This window comes from Streptomyces toxytricini, assembly GCF_014649915.1.
GTDB classification, from domain to species: Bacteria; Actinomycetota; Actinomycetes; order Streptomycetales; family Streptomycetaceae; genus Streptomyces; species Streptomyces toxytricini.
In genome coordinates this window covers 326,444-345,415 of record NZ_BMTY01000002.1, presented here as the reverse complement: position 1 = coordinate 345,415, position 18,972 = coordinate 326,444, and the positions used below count along the sequence as shown (strand labels likewise).

16 protein-coding genes and 3 tRNA genes are annotated in these 18,972 nt (G+C 73.0%); 8 read left to right on the top strand and 11 right to left on the bottom strand.

Translation table 11 applies throughout. The annotated features are described in order from the left end of the window. Positions 1-110: 110 nt before the first annotated feature. Together IE170_RS03795 and IE170_RS03790 are read left to right on the top strand one after the other, a co-directional pair. Positions 111-1,226, top strand: a complete 1,116-nt coding sequence (locus IE170_RS03795) for a Leu/Phe/Val dehydrogenase (RefSeq protein WP_308428357.1) — start codon at positions 111-113, stop codon at positions 1,224-1,226. A gap of 233 nt (positions 1,227-1,459) precedes the next feature. After that, positions 1,460-1,771 carry a DUF3073 domain-containing protein gene (locus IE170_RS03790; protein WP_229884581.1) on the top strand — a complete coding sequence of 104 codons (312 nt, stop codon included), beginning with the start codon at positions 1,460-1,462 and terminating at the stop codon, positions 1,769-1,771. Between the two features lie 99 nt (positions 1,772-1,870). Here the strand turns inward: IE170_RS03790 and purM are convergent, their stop codons facing one another. From purM to purS, 7 genes are all read right to left on the bottom strand, one after another. Beyond that, positions 1,871-2,941 (bottom strand): phosphoribosylformylglycinamidine cyclo-ligase, encoded by a 1,071-nt coding sequence (gene purM / locus IE170_RS03785; protein WP_189807858.1) that lies wholly within the window; start codon positions 2,939-2,941, stop codon positions 1,871-1,873. Between the two features lie 96 nt (positions 2,942-3,037). After that, complete coding sequence (gene purF, locus IE170_RS03780; RefSeq protein WP_189807857.1) at positions 3,038-4,555, bottom strand: amidophosphoribosyltransferase; 1,518 nt, start codon at positions 4,553-4,555, stop codon at positions 3,038-3,040. A 328-nt stretch (positions 4,556-4,883) separates the two neighbouring features. After that, positions 4,884-5,720 carry an META domain-containing protein gene (locus IE170_RS03775; RefSeq protein ID WP_189807856.1) on the bottom strand — a complete coding sequence of 279 codons (837 nt, stop codon included), beginning with the start codon at positions 5,718-5,720 and terminating at the stop codon, positions 4,884-4,886. An 82-nt stretch (positions 5,721-5,802) separates the two neighbouring features. Beyond that, positions 5,803-6,597 carry a maleylpyruvate isomerase family mycothiol-dependent enzyme gene (locus IE170_RS03770; RefSeq protein ID WP_189807855.1) on the bottom strand — a complete coding sequence of 265 codons (795 nt, stop codon included), beginning with the start codon at positions 6,595-6,597 and terminating at the stop codon, positions 5,803-5,805. Positions 6,598-6,684: 87 nt separating this feature from the next. After that, complete coding sequence (gene purL, locus IE170_RS03765) at positions 6,685-8,934, bottom strand: phosphoribosylformylglycinamidine synthase subunit PurL (protein ID WP_189807854.1); 2,250 nt, start codon at positions 8,932-8,934, stop codon at positions 6,685-6,687. Continuing rightward, positions 8,931-9,611 (bottom strand): phosphoribosylformylglycinamidine synthase subunit PurQ, encoded by a 681-nt coding sequence (purQ, locus tag IE170_RS03760; protein ID WP_114058208.1) that lies wholly within the window; start codon positions 9,609-9,611, stop codon positions 8,931-8,933. The genes purL and purQ overlap by 4 nt, the downstream gene beginning before the upstream one ends. A gap of 3 nt (positions 9,612-9,614) precedes the next feature. Continuing rightward, positions 9,615-9,866 carry a phosphoribosylformylglycinamidine synthase subunit PurS gene (purS, locus tag IE170_RS03755; RefSeq protein WP_114058209.1) on the bottom strand — a complete coding sequence of 84 codons (252 nt, stop codon included), beginning with the start codon at positions 9,864-9,866 and terminating at the stop codon, positions 9,615-9,617. A gap of 345 nt (positions 9,867-10,211) precedes the next feature. Here purS and IE170_RS03750 point away from each other — a divergent pair, with 345 nt between their 5' ends. The 6 genes from IE170_RS03750 to IE170_RS03725 all read left to right on the top strand — a co-directional run bounded on the left by IE170_RS03750 (position 10,212) and on the right by IE170_RS03725 (position 13,020). Then, positions 10,212-10,529 (top strand): histone-like nucleoid-structuring protein Lsr2, encoded by a 318-nt coding sequence (locus IE170_RS03750; protein WP_189807853.1) that lies wholly within the window; start codon positions 10,212-10,214, stop codon positions 10,527-10,529. Between the two features lie 144 nt (positions 10,530-10,673). After that, positions 10,674-10,745 (top strand) — tRNA-Gly (locus IE170_RS03745). A gap of 77 nt (positions 10,746-10,822) precedes the next feature. After that, positions 10,823-10,895, top strand: a tRNA-Gly gene (locus IE170_RS03740). A 180-nt stretch (positions 10,896-11,075) separates the two neighbouring features. Continuing rightward, a complete protein-coding gene (locus IE170_RS03735) occupies positions 11,076-12,314 on the top strand; it encodes a sensor histidine kinase (protein WP_189807852.1) in 1,239 nt (412 codons plus the stop codon). Then, positions 12,311-12,922 carry a response regulator transcription factor gene (locus tag IE170_RS03730; RefSeq protein WP_114058212.1) on the top strand — a complete coding sequence of 204 codons (612 nt, stop codon included), beginning with the start codon at positions 12,311-12,313 and terminating at the stop codon, positions 12,920-12,922. Before IE170_RS03735 ends, IE170_RS03730 begins: the two co-directional genes overlap by 4 nt. Before the next feature lie 22 nt (positions 12,923-12,944). Beyond that, positions 12,945-13,020, top strand: a tRNA-Gly gene (locus IE170_RS03725). 78 nt (positions 13,021-13,098) lie between these two features. Here IE170_RS03725 and IE170_RS03720 read toward each other — a convergent pair. The 4 genes from IE170_RS03720 to purD form a co-directional block, all read right to left on the bottom strand. Further along, on the bottom strand, positions 13,099-14,001 hold the full coding sequence (locus IE170_RS03720) for a phosphoribosylaminoimidazolesuccinocarboxamide synthase (RefSeq protein WP_189807851.1): 903 nt from the start codon (positions 13,999-14,001) through the stop codon (positions 13,099-13,101). Positions 14,002-14,096: 95 nt separating this feature from the next. Next, positions 14,097-15,575 carry a N,N-dimethylformamidase beta subunit family domain-containing protein gene (locus tag IE170_RS03715; protein WP_189807850.1) on the bottom strand — a complete coding sequence of 493 codons (1,479 nt, stop codon included), beginning with the start codon at positions 15,573-15,575 and terminating at the stop codon, positions 14,097-14,099. A gap of 215 nt (positions 15,576-15,790) precedes the next feature. Next, complete coding sequence (locus IE170_RS03710; RefSeq protein WP_189807849.1) at positions 15,791-17,389, bottom strand: M48 family metalloprotease; 1,599 nt, start codon at positions 17,387-17,389, stop codon at positions 15,791-15,793. A 287-nt stretch (positions 17,390-17,676) separates the two neighbouring features. After that, the gene (purD, locus tag IE170_RS03705) at positions 17,677-18,930 is read right to left on the bottom strand and encodes a phosphoribosylamine--glycine ligase (RefSeq protein ID WP_189807848.1); all 1,254 of its coding nucleotides are present in this window, start codon (positions 18,928-18,930) and stop codon (positions 17,677-17,679) included. Between the last annotated feature and the right edge of the window lie 42 nt (positions 18,931-18,972).

Here is an 18,972-nt window from a genome sequence, read left to right as displayed (position 1 = left end):
GTGTTCCGATCCCCGGACAGGGGGTCTGCGGGCGGCGCTTTGGACTTACGCTGCTCCCAGCACGCCCTCCCCCACCCGCAGGGCGGGCGTCATTCCGCCGCATCTCTTCCATGGGAGTCACCACCGTGACCGAAATGACCGACGGCGTCCTGCACACCCTGTTCCGCACGGAGCAGGGCGGCCACGAGCAAGTCGTGCTGTGCCAGGACCGGGCCACCGGACTCAAGGCCGTCATCGCCATCCACTCCACCGCCCTGGGCCCCGCCCTCGGCGGCACGCGCTTCCACGCGTACGCCTCCGACGAGGAGGCCGTCCTCGACGCGCTGAACCTCTCGCGCGGCATGTCCTACAAGAACGCCATGGCCGGCCTCGGCCTCGGCGGCGGCAAGGCCGTCATCATCGGCGACCCGGACGTCATCAAGACCGAGGAGCTCCTGCTGGCCTACGGCCGCTTCGTGGAGTCCCTCGGCGGCCGCTACGTCACCGCCTGCGACGTCGGCACCTACGTCGCCGACATGGACGTCGTCGCCCGCGAGACCCGCTGGGCCACCGGCCGCTCCCCCGAGAACGGCGGCGCCGGCGACTCCTCCGTCCTCACCGCCTTCGGCGTCTTCCAGGGCATGCGCGCCAGCGCCCAGCACCAGTGGGGCGACCCGACCCTGCGCGGCCGCAAGGTCGGCGTGGCCGGCGTCGGCAAGGTCGGCCACTACCTGGTCGAGCACCTCCTGGAGGACGGCGCCGAGGTCGTGATCACGGACGTCCGCGAGGAGTCCGTCCGCCGCATCCTCGACAAGCACCCGCAGGTCGTCGCCGTCGCCGACACGGACGCGCTGATCCGCACCGAGGGCCTGGACATCTACGCCCCCTGCGCGCTCGGCGGCGCCCTCGACGACGACACCGTCCCGGCGCTCACCGCCACGATCGTCTGCGGCGCGGCGAACAACCAGCTCGCCCACCCCGGCATCGAGAAGGACCTCGCGGACCGCGGGATCCTCTACGCACCCGACTACGTGGTCAACGCGGGCGGCGTCATCCAGGTCGCCGACGAGCTCCACGGCTTCGACTTCGACCGCTGCAAGGCGAAGGCCACGAAGATCTTCGACACCACGCTCGAAATCTTCGCACGTGCGAAGTCGGACGGCATCCCGCCGGCCGCCGCCGCCGACCGCATCGCCGAGCAGCGCATGGCGGACGCCCGCGCCGCCAAGGCGGCGAAGGCCTCCTGACCCCCTGACGGGCGGACCCGCCGGGGCGCGGCGAGACGGAACTCACTGCGCTTCGGCGGGTCGCCCGCCGGGAAAGAGTTAAAATCGCAGCTGACCAGCGAGGACGGGGCGCCTCGGTGGTCCTGCACCGGGGCGCGTGATGCGGGCGGCGTACCGTATGGCCGCGGAAGCAGGTACCGTTAAACCCCTACGGACGGTCTCTCCGAGGAGAGCCCGATCCGAACCATGAACGCGTGTCAGACTCTGGGGCCGTCGAGCCCCGTCACCGAGGGGGTCGAGCCATGGGGCGCGGCCGGGCCAAGGCCAAGCAGACGAAGGTCGCCCGCCAGCTGAAGTACAACAGCGGCGGCACTGACCTTGCGCGTCTGGCCAACGAGCTGGGCGCATCGCCGACGGCGCCGCTGCTGCCTGTCAGCGAGCCGGTCGACGTCGATGACGAGCTGGACGACGACGACCCGTACGCCAAGTACGCGGAGATGTACAACGACGACGACGAGGACGAGGACGACGAGTCCGGCCCGTCCGCACAGCGTCGCGGCGCTTGACGCCTGAGCCGTAGCCGGCCACCCACGCGGCCGAGCAGCTCCGACAGCACAGGAAACCCGGTCCGGGGCCCCGCCCCGGACCGGGTTTCCGTGCATCCCTCAGCTCGCGTAGGACCCGGTCAGCTCGGCTCCCGAGGTGTGCTCGCCGCGCTCGGTGATCGCGCCCGCGACCCAGGCGTCGACGCCCCGGTCGGCCAGCGCGGTCAGCGCCACGTCCACCGACTCCTGCGGGACGACGGCCATCATGCCGACGCCCATGTTCAGGGTCTTCTCCAGCTCCAGCTGCTCCACGGCGCCGGCCGTGCCGACGAGGTCGAAGATCGCGCCGGGCGTCCACGTCGACCGGTCGACGGTGGCGTGCAGGTGATCCGGGACGACCCGGGCCAGGTTGGCCGCGAGGCCGCCGCCGGTGATGTGCGAGAAGGCGTGGACCTCGGCGGTGCGGGTGAGGGCCAGGCAGTCCAGCGAGTAGATCTTGGTGGGCTCCAGCAGCTCCTCGCCGAGGGTCCGGCCGAGCTCCTCGACGTGGGCGTCGAGCGACATCCCGGCGCGGTCGAAGAGGACGTGCCGGACGAGCGAGTACCCGTTCGAGTGAAGGCCGGACGACGCCATCGCGATGACCGCGTCACCCGTACGGATGCGATCCGCGCCGAGCAGGGCGTCGTACTCGACGACGCCGGTGCCCGCGCCCGCCACGTCGAAGTCGTCCGGGCCGAGGAGGCCCGGGTGCTCGGCGGTCTCGCCGCCGACCAGGGCGCAGCCGGCGAGGACGCAGCCCTCGGCGATGCCCTTGACGATGGCGGCGACGCGCTCCGGGTGGACCTTGCCCACGCAGATGTAGTCCGTCATGAAGAGCGGCTCGGCACCGCACACCACGATGTCGTCCATGACCATGGCGACCAGGTCGTGGCCGATCGTGTCGTAGACGCCCATCTGGCGGGCGATGTCGACCTTCGTGCCCACCCCGTCGGTGGCAGAGGCCAGCAGGGGGCGCTCGTAGCGCTTGAGGGCGGAGGCGTCGAAGAGGCCGGCGAAGCCGCCCAGGCCGCCGAGGACCTCGGGGCGCTGCGTCTTCTTCACCCACTCCTTCATCAGCTCGACGGCGCGGTCCCCCGCTTCGATGTCGACGCCCGCCGCGGCGTAGCTGGCACCGGTGGTCTTCTCTGTCATGACAGGAGAGAGCTTTCGTGTCGTTACTGCGTGGAGTGCCGGGCCCTGGGAAAAGCTTGAAAGACAGGGCCCGGCGCAGGTTGAGCGGAATGCGGGCTACGGGCGGCGCAGCGCGTCGGCGGCGTCGGTGCCGCCGGCCAGCTCGGTCTCCAGGAGCTGCTTGCCCAGCAGCTGCGGGTCGGGCAGCTCCATGGGGTACTCGCCGTCGAAGCAGGCGCGGCAGAGGTTCGGCTTCTGGATGGTCGTCGCCTCGACCATGGCGTCGAGGGAGATGTACGCGAGGGAGTCCGCGCCCAGCGAGGTGCCGATCTCCTCGACGCTCATGCCGTTGGCGATCAGCTCGGCCCGGGTGGCGAAGTCGATGCCGAAGAAGCACGGCCACTTCACCGGCGGCGAGGAGATCCGGATGTGGACCTCGGCCGCACCGGCCTCGCGGAGCATGCGGACCAGCGCGCGCTGGGTGTTGCCGCGGACGATCGAGTCGTCCACGACCACCAGGCGCTTGCCCCGGATGACTTCCTTGAGGGGGTTGAGCTTGAGGCGGATGCCCAGCTGGCGGATCGTCTGCGAGGGCTGGATGAAGGTCCGGCCGACGTAGGCGTTCTTGACCAGGCCGGAGCCGTACGGGATGCCGCTCGCCTCGGCGTAGCCGACGGCGGCCGGCGTGCCGGATTCCGGCGTCGCTATCACCAGGTCGGCGTCGACCGGGGCCTCCTTGGCGAGGCGCCGGCCCATCTCGACGCGCGAGAGGTAGACGTTCCGGCCGGCGATGTCGGTGTCCGGGCGCGCCAGGTAGACGTACTCGAACACACAGCCCTTGGGCTTCGCTTCTGCGAATCGGGAGGTGCGCAGGCCGTTCTCGTCGATGGCGATGAGCTCGCCGGGCTCCACCTCGCGGACGAAGCTGGCGCCCACGATGTCGAGGGCGGCGGTCTCGCTCGCGACCACCCAGCCGCGCTCCAGGCGGCCGAGGACCAGCGGGCGGATGCCCTGCGGGTCACGGGCGGTGTAGAGGGTGGTCTCGTCCATGAAGACCAGCGAGAAGGCGCCCTTGACCTGCGGGAGGACCTTGGCGGCCGACTCCTCGACGGTCATGGGGCGGCCCTCGTCGTCCGTCTGGCCGGCCAGCAGGGCCGTGACGAGGTCGGTGTCGTTGGTGGCCGCCACCTGGGTGGCGCGGCCGTCCTGTCGGGGGAGGTCGGCGACCATCTCGGCAAGCTCGGCGGTGTTCACCAGGTTGCCGTTGTGGCCCAGGGCGATGGAGCCGTGGGCGGTCGCGCGGAAGGTCGGCTGGGCGTTCTCCCAGACGGACGCGCCGGTGGTCGAGTAGCGGGCGTGACCGACCGCGATATGACCTTGGAGCGATCCGAGGGAGGTTTCGTCGAAGACCTGGGAGACGAGTCCCATGTCCTTGAAGACGAGGATCTGGGAACCGTTGCTCACAGCGATGCCCGCGGACTCCTGTCCGCGGTGCTGCAGTGCATACAGTCCGAAGTAGGTGAGCTTGGCGACCTCTTCACCCGGAGCCCAGACACCGAAGACGCCGCAAGCGTCCTGGGGGCCCTTTTCGCCGGGGAGCAGGTCGTGGTTGAGTCGTCCATCACCACGAGGCACGCCACCGAGTGTAGGCGAGATCGACCACTGGTCCGAATTGGGGACTGACCGTAAAAGTCACAGTGCGGACAGTCGGGTAACCCCTGCGGAGGGTGACGGGTCCGATATCCGCAAATGCGGTGGTTGACACGCACCTGCCGATGCAATGGGCGCTCTTCCTGCGGTGTCGCGGCGAGAGCGGCGTGAGCGCTGCGGGACGGCGGCCGGCGGCGCCGGGGCGGCGGTCGGCGGATCCCGCTCCGCTTTCTGCTTGCGGGCGGGGCGGGGCCGCCGGGAACGCCGTGTTTCTTTTCCTTTTCTTTCCCTTTTTCCCGTGCGTTCGTACGGGTCACTCGGCCGCGGAAGCCGCTTCGGCGGTCAGCCCGCGGCCGTCGGGCGCGGTCAGGGTGAGGGTGTGCGCGCGGATCCGCCAGGTGAGGGGGCCGCTGCCGAGGAGTTCGGTGAGGGTGCGCTCCAGGTCGCCCTCGGGGCCGGTGCAGGCGACCCGGGTCGACGTCACCTCGCCGAAGGTGATCCGGTCGCCCTCGACGGCGGCCGGGGCGGAGAACCGGTTGCACCCGAGGTTGCCGTCCGCGGTGCCGTCGGGGCCGATCCGCAGGACGGCCCGGCCGGCCGCGGGGGCCGGGACGGAGGCCGCCGTACCGCCGCTGAGCAGGGCGGTGACGGTCCACTGGGTGGCGGTGAGCGGGGCGTCCGGGACCGGGGCGCGCAGCACCAGGTCGACGGTGCCGCCGTCGGCGGCCTTCAGGGTGAGCCGGTCCCCGGGGCCGCGCCGGGCCTCCATGCGGCCGCGGAGCACCTTGGCGAACTCGGCCTCGAAGGCGCTGTGCTCGCAGGCCATGGTGGTCGACGCACCGGGTTCGACGGTGAGGGCGGTGGCCTGCCGGCCGGCGGGCTCGTGGGCGACGGCCGCGGTGAAGCCGTTGCAGCCGTAGTTGCCCTTGGCCTCGGCCCGGCCGGCGGCGCCGGCCTCGAAGTCCACGTGCGCGGTGGGCGGTGCGGTCAGGGTGCGGCCGCCGGCCGTGAGGCTCCGTACCGACCACTTGCCGGCGAAGTCGGGGCCCGCGGAGGCGCCGGGTGGGGCGCCGCCGTCGCCGCATGCGGAGGTCGCGGCGAGGGCCAGGAGGGCGACGAGGGCTGCGGGGAGGTTCCGGAGCGTTCGCATGCCGGTGGGACGGGCGGCGGGCCGGACCGGTTCCGCGGGCGCGGGCCGGCCCCGTCGGCATCCGCTGCTGCGGTGGCCGGATTCAGCTCATCACCGGCAGCAGCGCCGCGAGGTCGGCCCGCTCGCCGCTGGCCGTGACACGGGCGTCGGCGAGGGCCTCCGCCCAGCGCATACGCCCGGTGGCCAGCCGGATCCACGTCAGCGGGTCGGTCTCCACGACACCCGGCGGGGTGCCGCGGGTGTGCCGGGGGCCCTCGATGCACTGGACCACCGCGAACGGCGGGATCCGCACCTCCACCGCCCCGCCCGGCGCGGCCAGCGCGAGCGCGTCGGCGAGCAGCCGCGTGGTGGCGGCGAGCGCCTGCCGCTCGATCGGGACGTCCAGGCCCGCGGCCCGGTTGAGGTCGTCGGTGTGGACGGTGAGCTCCACGGCCCGGGTGACGAGGAAGTCGGCGAGTGTCATGTCGCCGACCCACAGGTGCAGGACCCGGCTGCCGACCGGGTTCGCCGCGAGCTGCTCTGCCATGCGGGCCCCGGCGCGCTCGTACAGCTCGGCGAGCGGGGCACCCGCGAGGGTCTCCTTGGCCGCCTCGGCGATCTTCCCGGCGAGCGAGGCGGTCGCGGAGGGCCACTCGACGGCCGTGAGCTCGGGGACGGCGGCCGGGGGGCGGGCCAGGCCGGCGGCCAGGGAGTCGGCGATCCAGGCGACGTGCGCGGCGAGGTCGGCGACGGTCCACTCGCCCAGCCCGGCGGGGCGGGCGAGCTGTTCGGGCGTCAGCTCCCGTACCGCGTCGGCGAGATGGCCGAACTGCGCCGTGACGGCGGCTCGGATCTTCACGGCGTCGTAGGTGCGCGGGCGACGGGTCCTGGGTGCCATGCGGCGAGTGTGCCCGATCGGCCGCGGCGGCCGCAGCACGGCGGGCACCCGGGGTGGGGCGCCCGCCGCGCTGCGGGACGGGGCGGATCAGGCCAGCAGGCCGGGGATCGTCGCCTCGTGGGCCTCGCGGAGCTCGGCCAGCGGGATCGTGAACTCGCCCTGGACCTCGATCTCCTCGCCGTCCACGACACCGATGCGGGTGGCGGGCAGGCCCCGCGCGCCGCACATGTCGGTGAAGCGGAGCTCCTCGCTGCGCGGGACGGCAACGACGGCCCGGCCCGCGGACTCGGAGAACAGGAAGGTGAACGCGTCGAGGCCCTCGGGGACCACGATCCGGGCGCCGTTCCCGCCGCGCAGGCAGGACTCGGTGAGCGCCTGGACCACGCCGCCGTCGGAGACGTCGTGCGCCGCGTCGACCATGCCGTCGCGCGAGGCGGCGATCAGGATCTCGGCGAGCAGCTTCTCGCGGCCCAGGTCCACCTTCGGCGGGAGGCCGCCGAGGTGGTCGTGGACGACCTGCGACCAGGCGGAGCCGCCGAACTCCTCGGCGGTGTCGCCGAGCAGGTACAGCAGCTGGCCGGGCTCGGCGAACGCCATCGGCGTGCGCCGGTTGACGTCGTCGATGACGCCGAGGACCGCCACGACCGGGGTCGGGTGGATCGCGGTGTCGCCGGTCTGGTTGTACAGCGAGACGTTGCCGCCGGTCACCGGCGTGCCCAGCTCCAGGCAGGCGTCCGCGAGACCGCGGCAGGCCTCGGCGAACTGCCACATGACGCCCGGGTCCTCGGGCGAGCCGAAGTTCAGGCAGTCGGAGACGGCCAGCGGCTTGGCACCGGTCGCGGCGACGTTGCGGTACGCCTCCGCCAGCGCCAGCTGCGCGCCCGTGTACGGGTCGAGCTTGGCGTAGCGGCCGTTGCCGTCGGTCGCCATGGCCACGCCGAGGTCGGACTCCTCGTCGATGCGGACGATGCCGGCGTCCTCCGGCTGCGCGAGGACGGTGTTGCCCTGCACGAACCGGTCGTACTGGTCGGTGACCCAGGACTTGGAGGCCTGGTTCGGGGAGGAGACCAGGGCCAGGACCTGCGCGCGGAGCTCCTCGGAGGTCTGCGGGCGGGGCAGCTTGCCCGCGTCGTCGGCCTGGAGGGCGTCCTGCCAGTCGGGGCGGGCGTACGGGCGCTGGTAGACCGGGCCCTCGTGGGCGACGGTGCCCGGGGGCACGTCCACGATCTGCTCGCCGTGCCAGAAGATCTCCAGGCGCTCGCCGTCGGTCACCTCGCCGATGACGGTGGCGATGACGTCCCACTTCTCGCAGATCTCCATGAAGCGGTCGACGTGCTGCGGCTCGACGATCGCGCACATGCGCTCCTGCGACTCGCTCATGAGGATCTCCTCGGGCGAGAGCGTCGCGTCGCGCAGCGGCACCGTGTCGAGCTCGACGCGCATGCCGCCGGAGCCCGCGGAGGCCAGCTCGGAGGTGGCGCAGGACAGGCCTGCGCCGCCGAGGTCCTGGATGCCCGCGACCAGCTTCTCCTTGAAGATCTCCAGGGTGCACTCGATGAGGAGCTTCTCCTGGAAGGGGTCGCCGACCTGGACGGCGGGGCGCTTGGTCGGCTTCGTGTCGTCGAAGGTCTCGGACGCGAGGACCGAGACGCCGCCGATGCCGTCGCCGCCGGTGCGGGCGCCGTAGAGGATCACCTTGTTGCCGGGGCCGGAGGCCTTGGCGAGGTGGATGTCCTCGTGCTTCATCACGCCGATGCAGCCGGCGTTGACCAGCGGGTTGCCCTGGTAGCAGGCGTCGAAGACGACCTCGCCGCCGATGTTGGGCAGTCCCAGGCAGTTGCCGTAGCCGCCGATGCCCGCGACGACGCCCGGCAGGACGCGCTTGGTGTCGGGGTGGTCGGCGGCGCCGAAGCGCAGCGGGTCGACGACGGCGACCGGGCGGGCGCCCATGGCGAGGATGTCGCGGACGATGCCGCCGACGCCCGTCGCCGCGCCCTGGTAGGGCTCGATGTACGAGGGGTGGTTGTGCGACTCGACCTTGAAGGTGACCGCGTAGCCCTGGCCGACGTCGACGACGCCGGCGTTCTCGCCGATGCCGACGAGCATGGCGTCGTTGGCCGGGGCCTTCTCGCCGAACTGGCGCAGGTGGACCTTGCTGCTCTTGTACGAGCAGTGCTCGGACCACATCACGGAGTACATGGCGAGCTCGGCGCCCGTGGGGCGGCGGCCGAGGATCTCGCGGATGCGCTGGTACTCGTCCTCCTTGAGGCCGAGTTCCTTCCAGGGCTGCGCCGCGTCCGGGGTCCCGGCGGCGTGCTTGACGGTGTCCAGAGTCATGCGGAGACCAGCTTCTTCAGGATCGAGGTGAAGAATCCGAGGCCGTCGGTGCGGCCGGTCCCGATCAGCGGCTCGACCGCGTGCTCGGGGTGCGGCATGAGGCCGACGACGTTGCCGGCGGCGTTGGTGATGCCTGCGATGTCGTTCAGCGAGCCGTTGGGGTTGAAGTCGAGGTAGCGGAAGGCCACTCGGCCCTCGCCCTCCAGTTCGTCCAGCGTCCGCTGGTCGGCGACGTAGCGGCCGTCCATGTTCTTGAGCGGGACGGAGATCTCCTGTCCCTGCTCGTAGTCGCCGGTCCAGGAGGTGTCCGCGTTCTCGACGCGGAGCTTCTGGTCGCGGCAGATGAAGTGCAGGTGGTTGTTCCGGAGCATCGCCCCCGGCAGCAGGTGGGCCTCGGTGAGGATCTGGAAGCCGTTGCAGATGCCGAGGACCGGCATGCCGCCCCTGGCCTGCTCGATGATGGTCTCCATCACCGGCGAGAACCGGGAGATGGCTCCGGCGCGCAGGTAGTCGCCGTAGGAGAAGCCGCCCGCGAGGACGACCGCGTCGACCTGGTGCAGGTCCTTGTCGCGGTGCCACAGCGAGACGGGCTCGGCCCCTGCGAGGCGCACGGCGCGCAGCGAGTCACGGTCGTCGAGCGTTCCGGGGAACGTGACGACACCGATGCGAGTGGTCACCGGTCAGTCCTCTACCTTCACGGTGAAGTCTTCGATGACGGTGTTGGCGAGGAACGTTTCGGCCATCTTGTGGATCCGGTCGAGGGCGGTCTGGTCGACCGGACCCTCCACCTCCAGCTCGAAGCGCTTCCCCTGGCGGACGTCGGCGATGCCCTCGAAGCCCAGGCGCGGCAGTGCACGCTGCACCGCCTGGCCCTGGGGGTCGAGGATCTCCGGCTTGAGCATGACGTCGACTACGACGCGTGCCACTGGCACTCCCGATGGGTGGTTGGTGCAAGGCGGTTCCTTCAGCGTACCCGCCCGAAATTTCTACGCGGGTAGATTTCCGGAGGGGGTCGCACGGGCGCCGTTGAGGCTTCACCAACGCTTCGCAAAATCCGCCGGAAAACCCCCGACTCGGCATTGCGGCGGGACACGCGCAGACAATTAACTGGGCTTCGCAATGCAATGGCAATCGCGGTACAAAGGAATCCCCGAGCAAGCGGGATTTGCCGCCCCGCTTCGGGGCCGGAAAACCGCATTGCTCCGAAACATCCACACAGGCGACATCACCGCACGTCAACGGACGGCGGCGAGTGGCCCACGAAGGGATCGAGATCCGTGGCGCAGCGCGTAGTGGTCACTCTCTCCGACGACATCGACGGCGGAGAAGCGGCGGAAACCGTCACGTTCGGCCTGGACGGGAAGTCCTACGAGATCGATCTCAATCCGGCCAACGCGAAGAAACTCCGGAAGAGCCTGGCCCCGTACGTGGCCGCCGGCCGCCGGCAGTCCCGCTCCGGGCGGGCCTTCAAGCACACCTCCCTCGCCCCCGACCCGGCGGTGGTCCGCGCCTGGGCCCGGTCGCACGACTTCGAGGTGCCCCCGCGGGGCCGGATCCCCAAGCGCGTCTACGAGGCGTACGAGCAGGCGCACTGAGCGGCGGGCCGGCGGCGCCCCTGAGGCTGCCCCGGCCGCGCGCCCGGCCGGGGCAGGGGCGGATTTGGCATCCACCCCCTGTCGTCCGCTAGTGTGTGGATCACGCCGAGGGGCGAGGCCGCAGGTCAGAGCCCCGAAGGTCGTGCGGGTGTAGTTCAGTAGCAGAACATCCCCCTTCCAGGGGGAAGGCGCAGTGTGCGATCCCTGTCACCCGCTCGCAGGCTTTACCCACCACTCCGGTGGATCGGGTAGAGTGATGCACGCATCGCGCGGCCATCGTGCCGAGGCGGCATGCGGACGTAGCTCAGTTGGTAGAGCACCACCTTGCCAAGGTGGATGTCGCGAGTTCGAGTCTCGTCGTCCGCTCAGCTGCGAAGGGCCCTGATCATCGATCAGGGCCCTTCGTCGTATGTGCCGCACCCCCGGTTCCTGACAAATGTCATCCTCGGCGATGATCACCTGCACTGGTGCGGCGGCCGGCCCGCCGCCAGGCTTGGACCGTGGAGAGCGCCCGCCCGAGGGCGGCCGGGGGGACGGACGGGGACCGTGTCGAGACTGACCGGATGGTGGAGGAACCGCAGCAGCGCGGCCAAGGTCGAGCTGTACACGCGGTGGTCGTTCCACTTCTTCATGGCCATCGAGGCGCTCGCCGTCCTCGGCGCGCTGGGAACCATGCCGAAGCCCGTCGCCCTGGCCCTCCTCCTGCCCGTCCTGGCACACCCCGTGCTGTTCGGTGTGCTGTCCGCCAGGGCGCTGGACTGGGTCCTGGGCCACCGCGAGCGCCCCGTGCGCCAGGCCGCCGCCCTCTCCGCCCTGACCCTGGTCCTCGTGGCCGCCCTGCTCCTGCTGCACTCCGCCGGAAAGGCCGGCGACGGCAACGCCACCCCGATGATCGTGGTCAACACCGTCGCCTTCGCGACGGGCGCCCTCGCCCTCGCCCTGGACAAGGTCCGCCACATGGCCTGCCTGCCCGCCGCTGCGGCCGTGCTCGCCGGGCTGCCGTCCGCGGCCCTGCGCCCGCCCATGGAAGCCGCGGGCTACGCGACCGGGGTCTTCCTCACCAGCCTCCTCCTCGCCTTCACCTGCGCCTTCTCCGCCTGGCTCCTCAAGACCGTCTACGAACTCGACCGCGCCCGCGAGCTCCAGGCGCAGCTCGCCGTCGCCGAGGAGCGCCTCCGCTTCGGCCGGGACCTGCACGACGTCATGGGCCGCAACCTCGCCGTCATCGCCCTCAAGAGCGAACTCGCCGTGCAGCTGGCCCGCCGTGAGCGCCCCGAGGCCGTCGACCAGATGATCGAGGTCCAGCGGATCGCCCGCGAGTCCCAGCGCGAGGTCCGCGACGTCGTCCGCGGCTACCGGGAGGCCGACCTCGCGGTCGAGCTGGAGGGCGCGCGCGGCGTCCTCGCCGCGGCCGGCATGGACTGCAGGGTCGAAGTGGAGGCCGGGCGGGTCCTGCGCCCCGAGGTGCAGTCGGCGCTCGGCTGGGTGGTCCGCGAGGCCACCACGAACGTGCTGCGGCACGGCGACGCCCGCTCCTGTGTGATCCGCCTCACCGTGCCCCCCGAGGCCGCGGCCGGCGGGGACGGCGCGCTCACCCTGGACGTGGAGAACGACGGAGCCCCCGACGCCCCCGCCGGTCCCCCCGGCTCGGGGCTGGCCGGGCTGCGGGAGCGGCTCGCAGCCCTGGACGGCACGCTGGAGGCCGGCCCGCTCGGCGACGGCCGGTTCCGGCTGCGCGCCCGGATACCCGGGCGCCAACTGCGAGGACTGGAGGTGCGGGCATGAGCCCCGTGCGCGTACTGCTGGCCGACGACGAGCACCTGATCCGCGGCGCCCTCGCCGCCCTGCTCGCCCTGGAGGACGACCTGCTGGTCGTCGCCGAGGCGGCATCGGGGCCCGAGGCGCTGGCGATGGCCCGGGCGCACCGGCCCGACGTGGCGGTGCTCGACCTGCAGATGCCGGGGGCGGACGGCGTGAGCGTCGCCACGTCCCTGAAGGCGGAGCTCCCCGACTGCCGCACCATGATCGTCACCAGTCACGGGCGGCCCGGCCACCTCAAGCGGGCCCTCGCCGCGGGCGTGCGGGCGTTCGCCCCGAAAACCGTGTCGGCGCAGCGGCTCGCCGAGCTCATCCGCACCGTGCACGCCGGCGGCCGGTACGTGGACCCGGAGTTGGCGGCCGACGCGATCAGCGCGGGCGACTCGCCGCTGACCGCCCGCGAGGCCGAGGTGCTGGAGCTCGCCGGGGACGGCGCGCCGATCGCGGAGATCGCCGAACGGGCCGGCCTGTCACAGGGCACCGTGCGCAACTACCTGTCGTCGGCGGCCTCGAAGCTGGGCGCCGAGAACCGGCACACCGCGGTGCGTCTCGCCAGGGAGCGCGGTTGGGTATAGTGGTGCCCGCGCCACGGCGCCTGCGGACATAGCTCAGTTGGTAGAGCACCACCTTGCCAAGGTGGATGTCGCGAGTTCGAGTCTCGTTGTCCGCTCCACAGGGAAGCCCCCGGTCACCGACCGGGGGCTTCCGGCGTATCCCCCCCCCCGGCCCGGCCGGGCAGGGGGGCGCGCGTTCAGGACCAGGACAGGCCGGTGAGCCGCTCGTACGCCTCGACGTACTTGGCGCGGGTCTGCTCGACGACCTCCTGCGGGAGGGCGGGCGGCGGGAGTTCGCCCTTGGGGTCCCAGCCGGAGGCGGGTGAGGACAGCCAGTCGCGGACGAACTGCTTGTCGAAGGACGGCTGGGCGCGGCCCGGCTCCCACAGGTCCGCCGGCCAGAAGCGCGACGAGTCGGGGGTCAGCACCTCGTCGGCGGCGACGAGCGTGCCGTCGCGGTCGAAACCGAACTCGAACTTCGTGTCCGCGAGGATGATCCCGCGCTCGCGGGCGATGTCCCGGGCCCGGCCGTAGACGTCCAGGGTCGTCCGGCGCAGCAGGGCGGCGGTCTCGGCGCCGGTGGTGCGCGCCACCTCCTCGTACGAGACGTTCTCGTCGTGCTCGCCCACCTCGGCCTTGGCGGCCGGCGTGAAGATCGGCGCGGGCAGCTCCGAGCCGTCGACGAGCCCCTCGGGCAGTGCGAGCCCGCACACCGTGCGGGTCTGCCGGTACTCGGCGAGGCCCGAACCGGTGAGGTAGCCGCGGGCCACGCACTCGACCGGGACCATCTCCAGGTCCTTGCAGACCAGGGTGCGGCCCGCCCAGTCGGCGGGGGCGCCGGCGGGCAGGTCCGTGCCGATGACGTGGTTCGGGACGAGGTCGGCCAGCTGGTCGAACCACCACAGCGACAGCTGCGTCAGGACGCGGCCCTTGTCCGGGATGCCGGTGGGCAGCACCCAGTCGAAGGCGGAGATGCGGTCGCTGGCGACCATGACGAGGTTGCCGTCGCCGTCGCGGTAGAGGTCCCGCACCTTGCCGGTGTGGAGGTGGACGAGGCCCGGCACCTGCACCGGCTCGGGCTTTTCGACGAATCCGGACACGGGGTCTCCCTGTGGTTCTGTACGAGCGCAGCCCCATTCTCCCGCACCGGCCGCGCGGCGGCCGCCGAGGGTCGCGCGGCGGGGGCGGCGCCCGGTCAGTCCCTCTTGCAGATCCGGTCGAGGAGGTTCGCCGTGGCCCGCTGGATCCGCTCGTCGACGTGCCCGGGGCGGTCCAGCGCCGGGGACCACGCGAAGGTCCCGGAGGCGAAGACCAGCGCCCCGCTCGGCGCCCGGTACAGGGAGGTCTCCTGGTGCCGCCGCACCCCGTCCCCGTCGAGGTACGGGGAGTGCGCGAGGAGGATCCGGTCGTGGTGCTCGGGCAGCTGGGTGCGCGGGAAGTACCGGTCGGCCTCGCCCGCGACCAGGCCGGGCAGCTCGTCGTTCTCGCCGGCCCCGGTGGATTCCCACAGCCAGTGCGCGGCGTTGCGGACGACGAGCGGGGCGGGCTCCGGGACCCGGCCCGCGTACTGGATCCCGAGGAGCTGCTGCTCCGGGCGGTCGACCTCCCGCCACAGGCAGGGGCGGCCCGGGCCGCGCCGTTTTCGGCAGGTCAGGAGCCGGTCGGGGACCCCGGAGGGGGAGGGGCCGAGCTCGACCTGCCAGTACATGGTGTTCGCGGAGAGGAAGACGAGGGAGGTGCCGTGGTCGCGGGCCCGCTCGGCGGTGCGGCGCATGGCCGTGGACCAGTACTCGTCGTGGCCTGGGAAGACGAGGCCGCGGTAGCGGGTGGGGTCGACGCGGCCGGCGTGCAGGTCCCGGGTGTCGGCGTAGGCGAGGTCGTAGCCGTAGCGCTCGGCCCAGCGGATGAAGTCGTAGGCGTGGCCGACGTGCAGCGGCAGCCCGGCGCCGGCGTAAGGGCGGTCGAAGGAGACGGTGACCGCCGCGTCCCGCTCGCCGAGCAGCCGGCCGTCCGCGTCCCACGCGTGGTAGAGGCTGGCGCCGGTGCGGCCGTCCTCCGGGTACAGGTTGTACGCCTGCCAGGTGATGTCCGGCAGGAGCAGGAGCAGGTCGGCGGGGTGCTCGTCGCGGACGGTGAACGGGATGTGCGACCGGTAGCCGTCGGCGGTGGTCAGCACGGCCACGTAGGCCCCGAGGTTCCAGTACGAGGGGATCTGCAGCCGCCACGACAGCCACCAGTGGTGGCAGGACACGGTCCGGTCGGCGGTCAGCGGGGGCGGCTGGACGATCCCGGAGAGGCGCGGGCTGGTGGTGATCTTCGAGGCGCCGTCGCCGCCGTAGTGGCCGATGCGGTAGACGTCGACGGAGAACTGCTGCGGCGGGTCCACCGTGATGTGGAAGTCGATGGCCTCGCCCGGGGCCACCGCCCCCGTGGAGGCGAATCCCTTGATCTGCCGGTGCACGTCGTCCACGGTGCGGGGGCCGCCGCTGCCCGTGGCGCGGGCCGGCCGGCCGGGGGCGATGGCCGGGTCGACGTACCACGGCACGACCTGCCCTGTGTCGCCGAAGTACACCTCGCTGCCGCGGAACCACGGCAGCGGACCCTGCCCGAAGGGGTCGTTCACCGCATGGGCGAGTGCCCCCGACTCCCACCGCCGGATCTGGTCCGAACCCATTCCGCGCCCCTCCCTCGCTCCCCCGAACGGTCCTCTGCTGCATGCCGGCACGGCTCGGCTGCCCGGGCGACCGACCGCGGCCGGTCCCAGCACATCACATAACGCGCTGATTCCGTCACCGTTCGCCACAACCAACCACGACCTCGAAAACCGACCCGCAAGCGCACGGCAGACGGGAGTGGCGGGTGTGATTGCAGGGGTGCAGGGGGAGGTCGTCAGAGGAGGCGGATGGGCTTCTCCGGGCGGATGCCCAGGGTGGCGAGCCAGTCGCGGAGGGGGTCCGGGTCGCCGTCCTCCACGAGGCTCAGGACGCGGGGGGCGAGGTCCTGGCGGCGTTCTCCCGCGAGCAGGAGGACGGGGCCGTCGAGCCAGTCCAGGCCCGGGCCGGCGCCCACGCCGTCGACGGCGGCGCAGCACACCGCGGCCGTCACGTGGTCGGCGAGCAGGTCCCGGCCGCTGCGCTGCGGCTGGAGCGGGAACAGCGGTACCGCGTCCGCCCCGCGCACCGGCTCGGCGCGGTGCTCCGCGGAACGTTCCTCCCTGGCGACATCGGCGCTGAGGCGCCCCGCGAGCGCCTCCCCGGGGCCGCCTTCGCCGCCCCCGCCCGCCAGGTAGCCGAGGACCCGGTCCAGGGTGGGCCCGGTGCCGGCCGGCACCGCGAGGGCGTCCAGCGCGGCATGCAGCCGGGCCGCCTCCTGGCGCCACTTCCGGTCCACGACCTCCTCCGGGTACGCCGCCCAGTCCACCGGCGACCACTGCGGTCCCGGCTCGGCCGGGCCGCCGTGGAACAGCCGCGCGGCGAGCAGCGAGGCCGCCTCGTCCACCGCGCCGGGCCGCTCCAGCAGGTCGCAGGCCGGCCGGTCGCCCAGCCGGGAGGTGAACCCGTCGGCCAGCCGGTCCCGCCGGGACAGCTCCGTCAGCGCGGAGACCACCCCCGCGTCGAGGTGGGAGGGCCAGCGGCCCATCCGCCAGGCGGGCAGCGCCACCCTGGTCAGCAGCCGGTCCCAGCCCGCGTACGCGAGGCCGACCTGCTCCTGGGCGGTGATCCGCAGCCCGTAGTCGACCCGCTCCGCCCGCGCGGACGCGGCGGCCGCGACACCCCGCTCCATCTCGGCGGCGTCGTCCCGGCAGAGCCTCAGCAGCAGCCGGGCAGGGCGGCCGATCCAGCCGAGGCCGGGCCTGCCGCCCACGTCGGCCGCGGCGTCGAGCCCGCGCACGAAGCTCCTGGCGTCGGCTATGTCCGGGTGCGCCGAGGGCCCCGTACCGGCGACGACGGGCGCGAGCACCGCCCGCAGCTCCGCCACCCGCATCCACCACAGGAACGGGGAGCCGATCACCAGCACCGGTGCGGCGCCGGGCTCGCTGCCCGGGCCGGCGGCCGCGCCGCGCCGGCGGTGGGCCGCATGCGTGCGGTCCTCCAGCCAGCTGTCGCAGTCCGGCGCGAGCGCTATGGCCGACGGTGCGGGCACCTCCATCCGGTCGGCGAGGTCCCGCACCAGCCGGTACAGGTCGGGCGCCTCCGACTCGGCCAGCGGCACGGTCGGGGTGACCGGCGGGCCGGCGCGCAGCACCACGGCGGCGAAGACGCCGGCGGCGAGCAGCACCACGGCGGCGACCGCACAGACGACGAGGGTCACCAGCGGCCAGGGGTCGCCGGCGAGCCGGCCCGTCATGCGGGCGGTCACCAGTACCACCGCCGCGGCGGCGGGCAGCAGGCAGAGGGCCAGCGCCCTGCTCCGCACGCGGAGCACGGCCAGGGCCCTGGAGCGCGCGGACGGCGCGCCGCCTTCCCCGTACGAACCGGTTCCGGACACGGCCGGACCTCACCCCCTCTGCCCTGCGGCGGTTTCGCTCACTCCCCCACTGTGACACCCGCCACTGACATCGCAATGCCGGTGGGCCAAGTGCCGGAATGCTTGCGCCGCACCCTAGTTGGGGAGCGGCCGGCAGTCAGCCGGACAGTATGACGATCACTCGATGGAATGGCTTTGGGTAAAGCTGCTGCGTTCGAACGCGGCCGGATGCACTCGCACACGCACACGCGCGCGGGCCCGGTGCGCATGCCTCTCGCGCACCGGGCCCGCGTCGCGGATCGGACTGCTCAGCTGCCCGCGGCCGCCTTCGCGGCGATGTCCGTACGGTGCTGGGAGCCGTCCAGCCGGATCCGGGCGACGGCCCGGTACGCCTTCTCGCGTGCCTCCGCGAGGTCGGCGCCGGTGGCGGTCACCGACAGGACGCGGCCGCCGGCGCTGACGACGGCGCCGCCCTCGCGCCGGGTCCCCGCGTGCAGCACGTACGCGTCGGGGCCGTCCTCGGCGGCGACCTCGTCCAAGCCCTCGATCGGGTCGCCGGTGCGCGGGGTGCCCGGGTAGTTGTGCGAGGCGATGACCACCGTGACGGCGGCGTCGTCGCGCCAGGACAGCGGCGGCTCGGCGTCCAGGGTGCCGTTGGCCGCGTTCAGCAGGACGCCCGCGAGCGGGGTCTTCAGCCGGGCCAGGACGACCTGCGTCTCGGGGTCGCCGAAGCGGGCGTTGAACTCGATGACGCGGACGCCGCGCGAGGTGATCGCGAGGCCGGCGTACAGCAGGCCGGAGAAGGGCGTGCCGCGGCGGCGCAGCTCGTCGACGGTCGGCTGGAGCACGGTCGCCATGACCTCGTCGACCAGCTTGGGGTCGGCCCACGGCAGCGGCGAGTAGGCGCCCATGCCGCCGGTGTTGGGGCCCTGGTCGCCGTCGAGCGCGCGCTTGAAGTCCTGCGCGGGGCGCAGCGGGACCACGGTGACGCCGTCGGTGATGGCGAAGAGGGAGACCTCGGGGCCGTCGAGGTACTCCTCGATGACGACGCGGTCGCAGGCCAGCGCGTGGGCGCGGGCGGCCTCCAGGTCGTCGGTCACGACGACGCCCTTGCCGGCCGCGAGGCCGTCGTCCTTGACGACGTACGGGGCGCCGAAGGCGTCGAGCGCCTCGTCGACCTCCTCGGGCGTGGTGCAGACGTGGCTGCGGGCCGTCGGGACGCCGGCGGCGGCCATGACGTCCTTCGCGAACGCCTTGGACCCCTCCAGCTGCGCCGCCTCGCGGGACGGCCCGAAGACGGGGATGCCCGCGGCGCGGACGGCATCGGCGACGCCGGCGACGAGGGGCGCTTCGGGGCCGATGACGACCAGGCCGGCGCCGAGCTCGGCGGCGAGGCCGGCCACGGCGGCGCCGTCGAGGGCGTCGACCGGGCGCAGCTCCGCCACCTCGGCGATGCCGGCGTTGCCGGGGGCGCAGTAGAGCGCGTCGACGGCGGGGTCGAGGGACAGGGAGCGGCACAGGGCGTGTTCGCGGGCGCCGCTGCCGATGACGAGGACCTTCACGCCATGCAGCCTAGCCCGCTCGCGCGCCGGCCCTTTGTGCGG

What these genes read in the sequence shown, in the direction of transcription:
- purL (WP_189807854.1), bottom strand. Translation starts at nt 8,934, where the DNA reads ATGACTCTGGACACCGTCAAGCACGCCGCCGGGACCCCGGACGCGGCG.
- IE170_RS03795 (WP_308428357.1), top strand. Translation starts at nt 111, where the DNA reads ATGGGAGTCACCACCGTGACCGAAATGACCGACGGCGTCCTGCACACC.
- IE170_RS03730 (WP_114058212.1), top strand. Translation starts at nt 12,311, where the DNA reads ATGAGCCCCGTGCGCGTACTGCTGGCCGACGACGAGCACCTGATCCGC.
- IE170_RS03715 (WP_189807850.1), bottom strand. Translation starts at nt 15,575, where the DNA reads ATGGGTTCGGACCAGATCCGGCGGTGGGAGTCGGGGGCACTCGCCCAT.
- IE170_RS03775 (WP_189807856.1), bottom strand. Translation starts at nt 5,720, where the DNA reads ATGCGAACGCTCCGGAACCTCCCCGCAGCCCTCGTCGCCCTCCTGGCC.
- IE170_RS03770 (WP_189807855.1), bottom strand. Translation starts at nt 6,597, where the DNA reads ATGGCACCCAGGACCCGTCGCCCGCGCACCTACGACGCCGTGAAGATC.
- purM (WP_189807858.1), bottom strand. Translation starts at nt 2,941, where the DNA reads ATGACAGAGAAGACCACCGGTGCCAGCTACGCCGCGGCGGGCGTCGAC.